Annotated in this window: 10 protein-coding genes and 1 pseudogene; 6 read left to right on the top strand and 5 right to left on the bottom strand. The window is 55.6% G+C overall.

Annotation, left to right across the window (positions count from 1 at the left end; translation table 11 throughout):
* The 4 genes and pseudogenes from BG60_RS35220 to BG60_RS35210 form a co-directional block, all read left to right on the top strand.
* On the top strand, positions 1-466 hold a 466-nt coding region (locus BG60_RS35220), incomplete at its 5' end, for a lysylphosphatidylglycerol synthase transmembrane domain-containing protein (RefSeq protein ID WP_034474502.1).
* A pseudogene (locus tag BG60_RS38575) lies at positions 456-608 on the top strand (hypothetical protein); the annotation flags it as partial. The gene BG60_RS35220 and the pseudogene BG60_RS38575, both read left to right, overlap by 11 nt.
* A gap of 1,091 nt (positions 609-1,699) precedes the next feature.
* A complete protein-coding gene (locus tag BG60_RS35215) occupies positions 1,700-2,377 on the top strand; it encodes a toll/interleukin-1 receptor domain-containing protein (protein ID WP_160172935.1) in 678 nt (225 codons plus the stop codon).
* 1,153 nt (positions 2,378-3,530) lie between these two features.
* On the top strand, positions 3,531-4,751 hold the full coding sequence (locus tag BG60_RS35210) for a hypothetical protein (RefSeq protein ID WP_144403762.1): 1,221 nt from the start codon (positions 3,531-3,533) through the stop codon (positions 4,749-4,751).
* Positions 4,752-5,041: 290 nt separating this feature from the next.
* On the opposite strand, the gene BG60_RS35205 is transcribed toward BG60_RS35210, so the two are convergent.
* Genes BG60_RS35205 through BG60_RS35195 form a run of 3 tightly spaced genes read right to left on the bottom strand, consistent with a single transcriptional unit; the run spans position 5,042 to position 6,680 of the window.
* Entirely contained in the window at positions 5,042-5,326 is a 285-nt protein-coding gene (locus BG60_RS35205) for a hypothetical protein (protein WP_008344785.1), read from the bottom strand.
* Positions 5,323-6,309, bottom strand: a complete 987-nt coding sequence (locus BG60_RS35200; protein WP_008344783.1) for a caspase family protein — start codon at positions 6,307-6,309, stop codon at positions 5,323-5,325. Before BG60_RS35200 ends, BG60_RS35205 begins: the two co-directional genes overlap by 4 nt.
* Positions 6,309-6,680: a hypothetical protein gene (locus BG60_RS35195; RefSeq protein ID WP_008344781.1), complete on the bottom strand. Its 372-nt coding sequence runs from the start codon at positions 6,678-6,680 to the stop codon at positions 6,309-6,311. The genes BG60_RS35200 and BG60_RS35195 overlap by 1 nt, the downstream gene beginning before the upstream one ends.
* Positions 6,681-7,024: 344 nt before the next feature.
* Between BG60_RS35195 and BG60_RS38570 the strand changes: the two genes are divergently transcribed.
* Together BG60_RS38570 and BG60_RS35185 are read left to right on the top strand one after the other, a co-directional pair.
* Positions 7,025-7,957 carry an alpha/beta hydrolase family protein gene (locus BG60_RS38570; RefSeq protein ID WP_008344780.1) on the top strand — a complete coding sequence of 311 codons (933 nt, stop codon included), beginning with the start codon at positions 7,025-7,027 and terminating at the stop codon, positions 7,955-7,957.
* Between the two features lie 296 nt (positions 7,958-8,253).
* Positions 8,254-9,960: a toll/interleukin-1 receptor domain-containing protein gene (locus tag BG60_RS35185; RefSeq protein WP_160172934.1), complete on the top strand. Its 1,707-nt coding sequence runs from the start codon at positions 8,254-8,256 to the stop codon at positions 9,958-9,960.
* A gap of 997 nt (positions 9,961-10,957) precedes the next feature.
* Here BG60_RS35185 and BG60_RS35180 read toward each other — a convergent pair.
* Both BG60_RS35180 and BG60_RS35175 read right to left on the bottom strand, forming a co-directional pair.
* Positions 10,958-13,261, bottom strand: a complete 2,304-nt coding sequence (locus BG60_RS35180) for an NADP-dependent malic enzyme (RefSeq protein WP_008344776.1) — start codon at positions 13,259-13,261, stop codon at positions 10,958-10,960.
* Positions 13,262-13,338: 77 nt separating this feature from the next.
* A partial coding sequence (locus BG60_RS35175; RefSeq protein ID WP_034474495.1) for a cation:dicarboxylate symporter family transporter occupies positions 13,339-14,244 on the bottom strand: 906 nt, incomplete at its 5' end.

Below are 14,244 nucleotides of genomic sequence, written 5' to 3'. Positions count from 1 at the left end.
CTCGCGACGGCTCGACGCCGCCTTGCGCGCGCTGGCGCAACGTCCTCGCGCGTGGCTCGCCGCGCTCGCGTGGCAACTCGCGGGGCAGGCCGCGGGCGCCATCGAGAACTTCTTCGCGCTCTGGGTGATGGGCGTGCCCGTGACGTTCTCCGATGCCGTCGCCATCGAAGCCGTCGCGCAAATTGCGCGGCATGTGGCCTTTTTCGTGCCGCTCGGCGTCGGCGTGCAGGATGCCGCCATCGTGCTGACGAGCCAGCTCGCCGGCATCGGCACGGAGGCGGCGCTGTCGCTCGCGCTCGTCAAGCGCATGCGCGAAGTGCTGTCGGGCGGCCTGGCGCTTGCATCGTGGCTCGTCGCCGAGCGCGTGCGCTGCGCGGGAGGACCGCGCGAACTTGTCGACGTAACGCCGAGTCGCTCCAAGAATACTGCAACACTTGAAACCGAAACGTATCCTAATGAAAGGTGAATCCAAAGTTCTGGACATCACGCTGTTTTTCTGGATCGTCAAGATTGCCGCGACGACGCTTGGCAAAACGGGCGGCGATCGGGTGTCCATGTCGCTGAATCTGGGGTATCTGATCGGCTCGGCGATCTTCGCGCTGTTGTTCCGTAGACCGTAATGAATCTGTCACTTTTGCGCCAATAAATTTGTCAACTCGCCGTAGAACGCAGGCCCGTGCCCGCTGAGCCTTGCAAGGCAACGGTTTCCCGGAGCGAATCAAATTGTGTCACCGGCGAAGGCAAGTTCGGCAGGGCTGGGCGGCAAGCTGCAGAGCAACGTCTGAGTCCGGCCACTTTCGGCCGCTCGCCGCAGCCATCCAGTGGTCACTCGAACGGCCGGTCCACTCCGACACCCGCCCGATGGTCAACGCGCTCTCTCGGCCTTAGCCGACATTGATGCTGATTCCGTTTAATGTCAGCAGCCTGCCGGATTGCTGACCTTCGCGGCGTTGCGCGGTGGGACTGCACTGACGTGCATCAACGAACCTACACTCACGACTCATCGTGCCGTCATTAGGGCGGCTTTCAGAGGTGCAACGGATATTCGTCGACTCACATGAGGACGCAGAAGTTCGGCCTTATGCGACACTTTCCATTGGCCGAACCGTTCCCACGCGGAGTTGGCTTGGATGGCGCACCACGCATTACCCGCCGTGGAACCGGAACAGCGTGATTGCCGGCAGTGGGATCGTCAATGGCCGGGCACGTTTGCGCCAAATTAGGACGGCGGTACGGTAGAATCCGCTGACGAAGAATTACACTCGCGGTTGGGTGTACCTAGACCGATTTGCAACGATTCGTACCCCATTGCTTGGTGGTGAGGCCGGGGACACAAAATGCCCGGTCACCAAGCGCCATACGGCTCTTACAACAATACCCAATACCGGGGCGAACTAAGGGCGGCTTTTGTTGCTATCCCCGTGTGAGCTGATGAACTCAGCCAGCATGAATTGGAATTTCCGAGCCGAGCCTTAGTTTTGAACTTCGAATAAACAATCGAAATGAAGGAAAGATCATAGGCTCGCTCAAAGAAAACCTAGTCGCGCACGTCACCCGACAGTTCCCTAAGGCGGTGCAGATTTCAACGGATCAGATGTCGATACCACCGGGACTAACAGCTCACACAATTGTTGCAGCGGATCTAGCTACGAGTGTTTTCCATCCTTTCATCGCAGTCCAGAAACTTGGCGGGAACGCCTTGAACGAGATCGAATGGTTGATGATGATCCACCCCAAGATCATCGATATGGCAAAGAACGAGCTTCTGATCGAAACGCTTCCTCTCAAAGGCCAGCGGAGAAAGACGAAAGACTTCGCGGTGGCGCCCGTCCTGACGCTCTACACAGACCAGCTGGTGATCACGTCAGAAGAGATCGTTCGAAAATTCGATGAGGTAGGAATGAGCGTCGACATACTGTCCGAAGATGAACAGCATCAAACGGTTTTTATATCGTATGGCGGTCCCGATCAGCCCGTAGTCGATCGTATAAACCAATTCCTCGTGTCACGCGGGGTCAAGACTTGGTATTTCCCAGTCAACAAGCTCCCGGGGCAAAAACTGCACCGGATGATGTCGGAAGGAGTGAAGACGCACGATCGCGTGCTGGTCGTCTGCTCGAAGAACTCGCTGTCGCGAAATGGTGTTCTCAACGAAATTGAGCGTGTTCTGGAGCGCGAGGCGAGGGAAGGGGGCAGTGAAATCCTCATCCCGTTGGCTATTGATGATCATTTGTTCAGTGATGAATTCCGCCCGGCCCGGTTAGACCTCGATCAGCTGAAGTCACGTGTCGCCGCTGTCGTTCCGGATCCGCTTATGGACGCAGTGGGTTTCGAACGGGAGATGTCCCTCCTCTTAACTGCATTAAGGCGCGGTTGACTGCCGCAGGCATGCTATCTCCAAATATGGCCGGGGCGCGTGCGGGCAGGTCGCCTGAATCGACCGCAACACAGAGAGTAGGTCGCTATTCCGCAATCATATGCATGGCCGCATGCAAGGCGCGCACGGCCGTCCAAATGTCTGGGCGGTACGTGGGGCGAACGCCGCTCTATAGCCCGAGTCCTGCCTTGCGCTTGGAGTGCCGACTTTGGAACATTCCTTCCGCGTCCCAGCGATAGGCGCCGATCGTGTCCCGCCAGCCAGATTTCCTTCCGGGTGGGACCCACGGCGCCGGTTGGCCGGATAGTATCGACGGCAGACGCGAAAGCGCGCTTGGCCGCCGGAGCGTGTCTGTGGCGTTCACGCTGCTGACGCCGTGCCCGCCTCCCTTTCGGAAGCGTCCAGCCCACGCCTAAAGGCGTCGATAGGAACATTGCGAAAAGTGCCGCATTCATTGCATCGATCACGCACTTCACTCCGAACTCACCGGTTGGGTCCGCCGCTCTCTTCGATTACTTGATCTAGAAGCGCAATGCGCGTGTATCATCGGCGACACCCTTTCGTCTACAAGTTTGAAGAGTCGGCGGGTGGTCCGCCATATGCAAGAGTGACCGTCTTTCCGTTTTGTTTTTAGAGGACTGCGCCACGGAGTATCTCGTGCTCAGGCAAATGAAAAGGCGAGAGGGAACTCGGCTAACCGAAAAGTCACAGGATTGATGCCCTGAACGTACATTCGCCCGACCGTCGGGCGGCGGCGCAACACTTGAATTAACAAAGAAAAAAAAGGACATGGTTCAAGCACGTCTTCAGCTTCATGCGTTGCCTGAGAACGACGTTGACACACGCTAACCGCGCTTAGGGAATGCAGCGGTAAGAAAATTCGATTAGAGACGATGATGGGACCGACGTCGGTGATGCATAGCGTTCCCTCTCCGCTCGATCGCACCACCTTGCCATTGATGCAAGTTTGATCTTAAATTATAGGGCGCAAGCCATGTGATGACCCTTGGTTCGCCGACTGAGCAATGGAAACGCAAGCTGGTTCATTAGCGTCTCGTTCACCATGAACCGCGAGGCAAGAACTGTAGCCTTCGTTCTCAGCTGAAGGTAGACCGGCAAGATGTGATACTGCGCAAGTCGAGCGCTTCTTGCAATGAATCCAGAAAAAGCCGCTCCACGACCAGAAGAGGCAAAGACACAGAGCAGAATCGTGTCCCTCGTCCTCGGTACAATGTTGATTTTAGCCGGCACAACCTTTGCGGTCACCTGGGTGTGGGGGCTGTATGTTACGTCTCAGATGGCGGCTTTTGACGGCGATCTAGGTGGCCTTTGGACGTTAGGTCGAGTTTTGCAGAGAACGTTCTATTTCTCCTTGTTTTTCTGCATAGCGCTCGCAGGTGTAATGGTAATTGCGCGGCCAAAGTTCATCGTTCTGTATCTAAGGAAATTCCGAAGAAACACTGAAATTATTGACCCGTCGTATCAAGGCGGTCTCGGTCGACGCTTTCGAATCCTTACGCTTTATGATGGCGAATTTCGCGAAACGGAGCTTCCATCAATGGAGAGATGGCTGGCTTATATTATCCCGATTTCAGCGGTCGTCGTCGCACTAATCATAATGAGCTTGGCGACATCAAGCGGGTGGCCAAGGTGGCTTGAAGTTGATGACACTCCGCTCGGTCCAATGTGGCAGGCCGCAGCACTGTGCACTTCGTATTTTACTTGGTTTTTATCTGTGATACTCATTCTTTTTTTATTTCATCGTCACCGACTAAGGCGAAACAAACGGATAACGATCAGTTCGGCCGCTTCAATTTCTACGCTCGCCGCCACGGTCGCGAGCATGACGATGTGGTGGCAACGGCCCACATTTCTTGGATTGCAGTCGACGATAGTACAGGTCGATTCAACGATCTGGCGGGAGACCGTCGGCCTGTTATTGTCGTACTGTAATGTTATCGTCGTCGACGTAACAGAACTCACCGACGCTTTATCTTGGGAATTATCTCAGTTGGAGACTACACAGACTCCCTTCGTGCTGATTTTAGAGAGCGAAGGAGTCAGCTCGGACACGGCCTCTTCTGCGAGCACCAACAATGCAATTCGAGACACATATGTCAGCCGCTTCGGAGCTGTTAGATACTCACGAGCATCCAAGAGATCATTGGAAGAGTTTAGGCAAGAACTTCGCAGCGCCCTTACTTCTTTGCAGCCGAAGAAGATTTACTCAAACATTAATAGCGAACGAAAGCTCTTGGGGATTGTACTTTTGGGTCTTCAATGTTTAATGTATCTTTTTTCCGCAGCGCTACTCGCACTGCCAGTCGCCATTGCATCATACGCGTTACAGTATTCCATACTCGCGCCACAATAGGGAAGGCAATCACACATGCTCCGAAAGCCGGTGGGCAACGCTAAGGCTATTTACTCATGGAAGGACGTGGGGATGTCGTCTGTGCATTTTGCAAAGACCTGACATGTGAGAGCGCCGCTTCACCGTTGAAGGTCGCAACGAATCGGGACAGATGCCCTCGACCGAGTAGTGTTTCTGAGCGCCCGGTGCAGTGCAGGCGCATCGGGATATGTCGTGTTACCAGTGAAATGAGTACTTGGACGAAAAGCCCGCGCACTCCGCCCGCATTGCATAGTTCAAAGCGCTGCGCATTAAGATTTCGAAAGTGCGTCCACGATAAGAGGAAGGTACCTTCGTACTTGCTCACGATCGCCTTCTTTTTCACTTTCGGTTAAGTCGTCGTACGCGGTGCGAATCTGGCGATCCCAATGCTCAACGAGGTCATGAGATAGAAGCAAGCTTCCATCAGGTTGGCGACTTCCCTTGCCGTGCATATACATTTGCCAATGAGACCAACGTTCGTGCTCGATCCGTGCTAAATCCTCGACGATGGCGTTCAGCGCGTTTGCAATACTTTGGCGTTCCAAATTATTCATATCAAATCCTTGGCGGCCAAGCGCCGATAGTGCTCGCCCAGAGCCGTCAAGCGCACTGCCTTGGACTCCATCGCTGCGTGCCACATGTGAGGCGCGCCTTCTGGCACGAGGAGCCCAACGCGGTTGAATTTCTGAAGGATCGAAAATATCGCTGTGTGGTCCGGGTCTGGACTCGGCACACCCTGCAGATCGGTCGCGCACGAAACGTTTCGTTCCGGTTCATAAGTGGGATCTAATTGCATTTGATATCCGGCGCTTGGGAAAAACTCAGCAATTCGTCGAAGTTCCGCAAGCTCAAGCGGCGGCTGGACTTTTCTTAGCGAGACAAACCGCTTGACATTAGTTTTAAAAACGGGTCTTTGGGCCCACGGCCCGAGAGACTGATCTACGTGCGCGTAGACGCCGCCCGGCGTCACTTCGCCGACGAGGTTGGCGGCCGCGCCGCCGAGCGCATCGACAAGCAACGACGTGAATATGCCGGCCCCGTTTTCCTCGGAAGCATACTGCTCGTCAGTTGATGCAGTTAGAATGGTCACCCCATCGCTGACCTCGGCTACTTTGTGTTGGAGTGGATTCCCGCCTGCTACGCCGCTGTGACAGCTATCAAGAATAATGACGCGGTTAGCAATGCGGGATTGGTTAGCCATTGTCATTATTTCTGCTAGTGCTAACCCATCATTGCCGGTTTTTACGTCGGACGAACACAAATATCCGCCCGTCGATTCGATATGCCCGTGACCTGCGAAATACAGAAGCGCAACTTCACCGTCACCCGCGAAGAGTTCTTGGATCGCTCCGCGTAGTTCGTCGCGCGAAGCCATTGCATTCGGACCCGTTGCCGTGATGTGCCGGACTCCAAAGTTAATCGAGCCATCGGCGTGGCGGTCTAACATCGACCTAACTGCAAAAGAGTCGTTCACGCATCCGTAGAGCGGAGCCACGTTTTCGTACCAATCGATACCAACGATAAGTGCCTTACGCATCAGAGGCTATCGATCCAGTTAGAAATGTTATCCCACGTCCAAACCATCGTGCTCACGCCTGCGACAGCCGTACGGTCTTCCTTATAAGCCCAGATTCCTTTCAGGCTCTTGCCTTGATCTTTAGCACACTGGATCTCCCATTTTTGACCACTGGATGTCAAGGAGTTCTTGCTGATGATCGCTAATACGCCGTCCGAACGCAGGATTCGGGTCCGCACTTTTTTCTTCCATTCCTCATCGTAAGCTTCTTTCACCGACATGTCGACGTATTCGAAGGGGCTGTCTGTGTGCAAGGACTGACCTTTGATCATGTCTCGGATCCGAGCGTCCTCGATCGCGAACGCAACGAAGATCACTTTTTTATCCGCCATAACTTGACTCCGTATCGTACTAGTGGACCCGATAATACAACTTTCTCGGTTGCTTGTTCCCGCTTCCCGCGAGCCGCCCAGATGCGTCAGGCGGCTGACCTCTTAAGCGCGGGAACAAGCTCCTAAGAATCGCTTTTCCCTATCGTAGCACCGATTCGATAGTGTATGCGAGGCGTTGTGGGCCAGCTTCAGTGCAGTGGACAATCCAGTATTCATGTCCTACTTCTTGAGATCCTTGACGTCTACTGCCAGTCTGGGCTCCGCAGTCCGTACACTGCGCGACATCTGTGGTCCTGGGTACTCTACACAGCCGATACGCATCGACAACCGTATGGAGAAAGCAAATGAGCTTCGTTTTTTTGCACGGCATAGAACAGCAGGGCAAGACTTCTAACGATCTCCGTTCGCTGTGGATGGATAGCATAAGAGTTGGGCTTGACCGTGCCCAGTCTAAGAATCCAGTGCCACGGCGAGAGCAGATCGTGATGCCTTACTATGGAGACTTACTCACGAGGCTGCCGGCAACCGCTCACCGAAATCTGAGTCGCAACATTCATTCGGAGACATCGTCCTCTGAAACTGAGGTAGACGTCTCCGGAGACTGCGCTGCGACAATTGAGGAATGGCGCAGGGAGATCGGTCGCGTCAAATTTACCGATTCGTCGCCGCGCTCAGAGACTGGCGAACCACGTACTCGCGGTTTCAAAAGCAATGCTTTAGGCGCGATGTCCTCGGTACTATCACTTCCCATGCAAAATCAGATCGTCGATAGCGTCTTAATCCAAGTTTCTGCCTACCTGAACGACGCGCGAATCAAGAAGGACATCCTCGCGCTTGGCGCATCCGCTTTATGCGAGGCAGCAAGCCTTGCCGAGGCTCACAGCGAACCGCTGATAGTTGCTGCTCATTCTCTGGGAACGGTGGTCGCGCTTGAAGCACTCGCGGACTTCAAGGAGCGAGAAGTAGACCTTCTGATAACAATCGGGTCGCCGCTTAGTACAGAGACTGTTGCCTCTCGAATGAATCAACGCGCGCGAAGATGGCCTTCAATCGTCAGGACCTGGGTCAATTTTTCAGATCCCGACGATCTAGTCGCGCTGCATCATTCGATCGATAGAAGGAACTTCTTGAGAACTTGCCCCGACCATCATTTCGCTGCGGTTTTCAATATTGGCGATGTAATTAATCATATGGATAACCATCACGGTATTGCCGGCTACCTCGATGACCCAGTGGTAGCACAAATAATTACTTCAGCGCGCCAGGCTTCCACGTGAGTGCATAGCTTTTCGGCGATTTTGGTTCAGGCCCGGCAAGAGACATTGAAGCAACTAGTCGTTAGTGGCGGAAAGGAATTGGGTTCGGCCGACTGCGCCGGGCGGCAGGCCTAACAAGACCCGTTTGTCCGGGTCAACGACGGAGACGCCGAAAGGGGCAGATTTTCTTTGAGAGCGGTCGTTGCGTTCCGCAGGATCGCTGACAATGGCAAATGCCCTCCAGCTGTTTTTTTTGGCCTGCGCATTCAGGGCAGCGAGTCGGGGCGGTATGGAACGGAACTGGAGAGGAGACGATCGTGTACGACTCTTTTGGGACCATCCCATTCGACTTCGTCGTGAGCTATAACCAGGAGGAGAAAGACGCGGCGCTTTCTCTCGTCCATCGCCTTGAGATGCAAGGCCTGCGGGGTTGGCTTGACGCTCGGTATTATTATGTTCCAATTGTTTCGATCGAGAACCAATTAGCGAGAGCATTCGAGCGTTCCCGATTCATTATTGTTTTGATCGGTGACGCGTACCGCGAATCGGAGTGGTGTCAGGCGGAATACAACGAAGGCCTTGATGCTGAAGAAGCACTAGCTATCGAAGTAGTGCTGGTCGCGGTGACCGGAAACCCCAGAAGGATCCCACGTGCACTCGAGCACTGCCGTCGCTTTCACTTTGCTTCTAGTGATGACATTCGAAACATCGGGAAATTCATTATGCGGCGTCGACAATGTCACAAGGGAACGTCCGTTCCACTGAGGAGGCTCAGTACGCGATGGCGTGCGATGCGCTCAGTCACCTCTAAGTATCGGCCTTACCTTGATGAGAAGCGATATGCGCAGTTGGAGGCGATCAACGATGTTTGCCTCTGGGTATTACAAGCACTGCATGCGACCTGCGAGAACGGAAAACACGAGACGAGATTGACGGTATTCGGTCATAGTGCCGATAGTGATAGAGAAATCGTCTTCGATAACCGCAGCTTTTTGGAGGCTGCGTTTACCGACGACGTATATACTGATTCGTATCCCTTTCAACGGCTCTTGTTCGACGTTTTGTTCTTTGATCATTCAGTCGAAGACTGGGAACGTCCTCTCACTCTCGATCGAATTCTCTGGAACCAGCTGTTAATTCTATCTCACGCCAGCAATCGCTATTTCCGCGAGCAGATGCTGGAACGAGCAGAGTGGATAGTCGCTGAGCGCGCGTTTTGCGTTCGGGACGAAGACGCACAGAATCATTTTGTCCAGTGCGACGGGCGTGGATGGGTGGCCACGGTGAAGGAAAACCCTCTTGTCGGATCGCGCGACAGAGCCCCCGGAAAGCATCAGCTTGCGACATTGTGTGAACATATTTCTCTGTCGGAGTGGCGTGGAAATCGAAAACGCAGTGAACGACTTCCCGAGACGTTGCCCAAAGATGAGCGAGTTCATCTGGCTGGTACCGCATTCGCCCGTATCTTCGAACGCTTCAAGGCAGGGGGTACTGCTCATGCGGCTCCGGAGGGTGCTGTATTGCTCGGACTGACCACACCGGGCGTTCATTCAGAAGTTCATTCGTCGCCGTCCGGCGCGCTTGAGCAGTTCCACTACACTGTAGCAACAATAGTCGGTCGATACGAGTACCAGCCACTTAGTTGCTGCTGCACTCTAGACCGGTCCGTACTGGAGACGTTGCAAACAGAGCTCAAGCTGCTGATTCCGATCTACATGGACTACGTCGATATAGCTTATAACCGAGAGCGTCGGTGCGCGAGATCATTCAAAGATGCGCCGCAAGGTTATTCATTCGAATACCTACGTGCACTTTGGAATTTCGCTATTTCGACCCCGTTCACGAATATGTACAACGCAAGTATAGACCTGTCCGAATTGCGTGAAATTGCGAGATCAGCGTTGAATATTTTCGTCGTACGAGGGGATCAACGGGCGAGAGAGAGCGCTTCATTTATTCAGGGAAAATTGGATGCAGTGGGGGTAGAGGAAGTCTTGCTTCCCCTAAAAATCGACATCAGGTAGTAACCGGCGAAGTGCGCATGTGCAAGTGTGACAACGGGTTGTACGATCACAAATGTGGTTTATGATGCAACGGCGGACGCTCACCTTGTCCCGTTCCCGGGCAACGGGGGCGAAGGGCGAAGCATCACACTGCCGCCAAGATGCGCAATCGGGCGCTCGACGGCGGCGGACACTCGATTGGATCGTTGAAAGTTAAATGACGTGACATCCGCTTGCCCCACTGTCGAGAATGTCTCTCTCATGGGATGGCGGCTCTACCGCTAGAATCGGCCATTATGATTGCGTTGGCCGATCGGCTCTTCTCGGTTGTGAGTGTGAGTTCGCTGATGCAGGCAGTTGAGGTCCTGGTGCGCGACGCAACCCAACTCCGCAATGTGACCGGCTGCTCACGTAGAACAGAACCTGCTTCAATGTCCGGAAAGGCCGATCCGCTGCGCCCGGAAAACCGGCGCGGATGACAGAACCACTCAGCTAGCCGCCGTTGGGTCCTACACAGCACGACTGGCGGTTGTGGGTCGCCTTCTGCCTGACGCCGCCGTTTCAAGGCCGAGCGGGCTTGCCGGTTCCCGTCGGACTGAGGACGGCCATAGGCAGGCGTCTAGCCTCGACAAAGTGCGGTCATTCAAACGTCAGCAACTGCTTCGAAGCCGACGGATGGGATTGCCAATCGTACAAGCGAACGACACAGCGCAGGAATCAAAGAGGCGTGGCCGTCGTTAGACGCCGCGCCTGTGCCATGGTGGCGAAGGAGTTTGGAGCGGAGGTTTCGAAGCCGGTCGCTTCTGGCCAGCGAGGCTTAATTGATTTGACAGCGCGGTATCGGGGCCGGTACCGCGCGACCTACAGGCGCTACGGCGTTTTTGGCAATAGACGGCATGTGCACTCGGATCATCGCCGACAGCAGTGCGCTGCACTATTCAGAGGCCTGTATGTGCAGGTGTTTTTGATGGGTCGAGGCCCAGCCTCGACCCTCAGTATGGCTGGAATTCAGCGCAAGTTAAGCCACGTCGGACGCCGCAGTGTCCGCCACGAGAAGCGCCGTCATGTTGACGATGCGCCGCACGGTCGCCGACGCTGTCAGCACGTGCACCGGCTTCGCCGCGCCGAGCAGGATCGGCCCGATCGCGATGCCGCTTCCCGCCGCCGTCTTCAGCAGGTTGTAAGAGATGTTCGCCGCGTCGATGTTCGGCAGGATCAGCAGATTCGCGTCGCCTTCGAGCGTCGATTCGGGCAGCACTTCCTTGCGCAGACGCGCATCGAGCGCCACGTCGCCGTGCATTTCGCCGTCGACGTCGAGATCGGGCGCGCGTTCCTTGAGGATCGCCAGCACGTCGCGCATCTTCTGCGCGGTCGGAGCGTTGCTCGTGCCAAAGTTCGAATGCGACAAGAGCGCAATCTTCGGCACGATGCCGAAGCGCTTCACTTCTTCTGCCGCGAGCATTGTGATTTCGGCGAGCTGCTCGGGCGTCGGATCGACGTTCACGTGCGTATCGACGATGAAAATCTGACGCCCCGGCAGCACGAGGGCGTTCATCGCAGCGTATACGTTCGCGCCCTCCTTTTTGCCGATCACCTGATCGATGAAGTGCAGATGACGATGCGTCGTGCTCACCGTGCCGCAGATCATGCCGTCAGCTTCGCCCTTCTGCACGAGCATCGCGCCGATCAGCGTTGTGCGGCGACGCATTTCGAGCTTCGCCATCTGCTGACTGATGCCTTTCCTTGCCATCATCTGGTAATAGCTTTGCCAGAAGTCGCGGTAGCGTTCGTCTTGGTCGGTGTTGACGACGGTGAAATCGGTGCCCGGCGTCAGACGCAGCCCGAACTTCTGAATGCGCTGCTCAATCACTGCCGGACGGCCGATGAGGATCGGCCGGGCGAGCTTTTCATCGACCGCGATCTGCACCGCGCGCAACACGCGCTCTTCCTCTCCCTCCGCGAACACGATGCGCTTTTTCTCCGGCTCGACGCTGCGCGCGAGCTGAAACACGGGCTTCATCGTGGTGCCGCTGTGGTAGACGAACTGCTGCAAGTGCTGCTTGTACGCTTCCATGTCCTCGATCGGACGCGTCGCCACGCCGCTGTCCATCGCGGCCTTCGCGACGGCAGGCGCAATCTTCACGATCAGACGCGGATCGAAAGGCTTGGGAATGAGATAGTCCGGTCCGAACGAAAGATCTTGAATTCCATAGGCCGTTGCGACAATATCGCTTTGCTCCTGCCGAGCAAGTTCGGCTATTGCGTTCACTGCTGCAGTTTCCATCTCCTTAGTGATGGTCGTCGCCCCCGCGTCGAGAGCACCACGAAAGATGAACGGAAAACAGAGGACGTTATTCACTTGGTTCGGATAGTCTGCACGGCCCGTTGCGAGCACGGCGTCCGGGCGCACTTCGAGCGCCAATTCCGGCAGGATCTCCGGCGTCGGGTTCGCGAGCGCGAGAATCAGCGGCTTCGCGGCCATTCCCTTAATCATTTCTTGCTTGAGGACGCCACCAGCCGAGAGCCCAAGGAATACGTCCGCACCTTCGATCACGTCAGCAAGCGTGCGCGCGCTGGTTTCGCGGGCGAAGAGTTCCTTGTCCGGGTCCATCAGTTCCGCACGGCCTTTGTAGACGACGCCTGCCAGATCCGTCACGAAAATATTCTCGCGCTTCATGCCGAGATCGACGAGCAGGTTCAGACATGCCAGGGCCGCCGCACCCGCGCCCGACGCGACAAGCTTCACTTGGTTGACGTTCTTACCAACGACCTTCAGGCCATTGATGATCGCCGCCGCGACGACGATCGCGGTGCCATGCTGATCATCGTGGAAGACGGGAATCCTCATGCGCTTGCGGCATTCGCGCTCGACGATGAAACAGTCCGGCGCCTTGATGTCTTCCAGATTGATGCCGCCGAAAGTCGGCTCGAGCGCGGCGATCACGTCGACGAGCTTGTGCGGATCGCTTTCGTTCAGCTCGATATCGAACACATCGATTCCGGCAAAGTTCTTGAAGAGCACCGCCTTGCCTTCCATGACCGGCTTGGACGCGAGCGGCCCAATATTGCCGAGGCCGAGCACCGCTGTGCCGTTCGACACGACGCCCACCAGATTGCTGCGCGCAGTGAAGCGTGCGGCGTTTAGCGGATTTTCGACAATCGCCTCACACGCAAACGCAACGCCCGGCGAGTATGCGAGCGCGAGGTCGCGCTGATTGATCATTTGCTTGGTCGGCATGACAGCGAGCTTTCCCGGCGTCGGGAACTCATGATAGTTGAGCGCGGCTTCGCGAAAACCTTCTTTGTCCGTTTGCGTGGTCATATCGACAATGCTCTAAAAATGAAGTTGGCAGTCGCCGAAGGGCCACTGCCAATTTGCAAAAGTGATGTTGTGGAGGCTCAATGAGCGCTCGATCGGACGGATCCATCGCCCGTAGATGCGGATGCGATGGCCGGATGGTCGATAGGCTGCAGCTCTTCGAATTCGTCCACGTTCGTACGATTCAGCACCGCACGCGCAGTGTTCATGTCGAGCTGTCCTTCCCAGCGCGCGACGACGACCGTTGCGACACCATTGCCAATCAGGTTTGTCACGGCCCGAGCTTCATTAAGGAAACGATCGACACCGAGAAGCAAGACCAAACCTTCGACCGGAATTTTGTGCATGGACGCGAGCGTCGCGGCCAGCGCAACGAATCCGGCACCCGCGACTCCCGCCGAGCCTTTCGAAGTCAGCAGAAGCACGCCCAACACAAGCAACTGATCCCAAATCGTCAGATGCACATTCATCGCCTGCGCGATGAACAACGCAGCCATCGTGAGATATATCGCCGTTCCGTCAGCATTGAAGGTGTATCCGGTAGGCAACACCATGCCAACGACGGGTCGCGAGCAGCCCATCCGTTCCATCTTGATCAGCATCTGCGGAAGTACCGCTTCCGTGGATGCCGTGCCGAGCGTGATCAGGATCTCGTCCTTGATGTAGCGAAGGTACTTGAAGAGCGACAGTCCGCACATCCTCATTACAAGACCAAGGACCACAACCACGAAAAAGATAGACGTCAGGTAGAGGCACAACATCAACTGGCCGAAGGAAGCCAATGTGCCGATTCCGTACTTCGCGATGGTGAAGGCCATCCCACCGAACGCACCAATAGGCGCGACGTACATGACGATCCGCACCACACCAAACATGCCCTGAAGGAACATATCGAGCATGTCTACAAACGGTGCGGTCCGAGGTCCCAGCTTGGCGAGAGAAATTGCGAGCAGCAGCGAGAAGAAAATGATGGGGAGCATCTCGTG

The organism is Caballeronia zhejiangensis (assembly GCF_000698575.1).
In the GTDB taxonomy this organism is placed as follows: domain Bacteria; phylum Pseudomonadota; class Gammaproteobacteria; order Burkholderiales; family Burkholderiaceae; genus Caballeronia; species Caballeronia zhejiangensis.
This window is presented reverse-complemented; position numbering and strand designations above follow the sequence as displayed.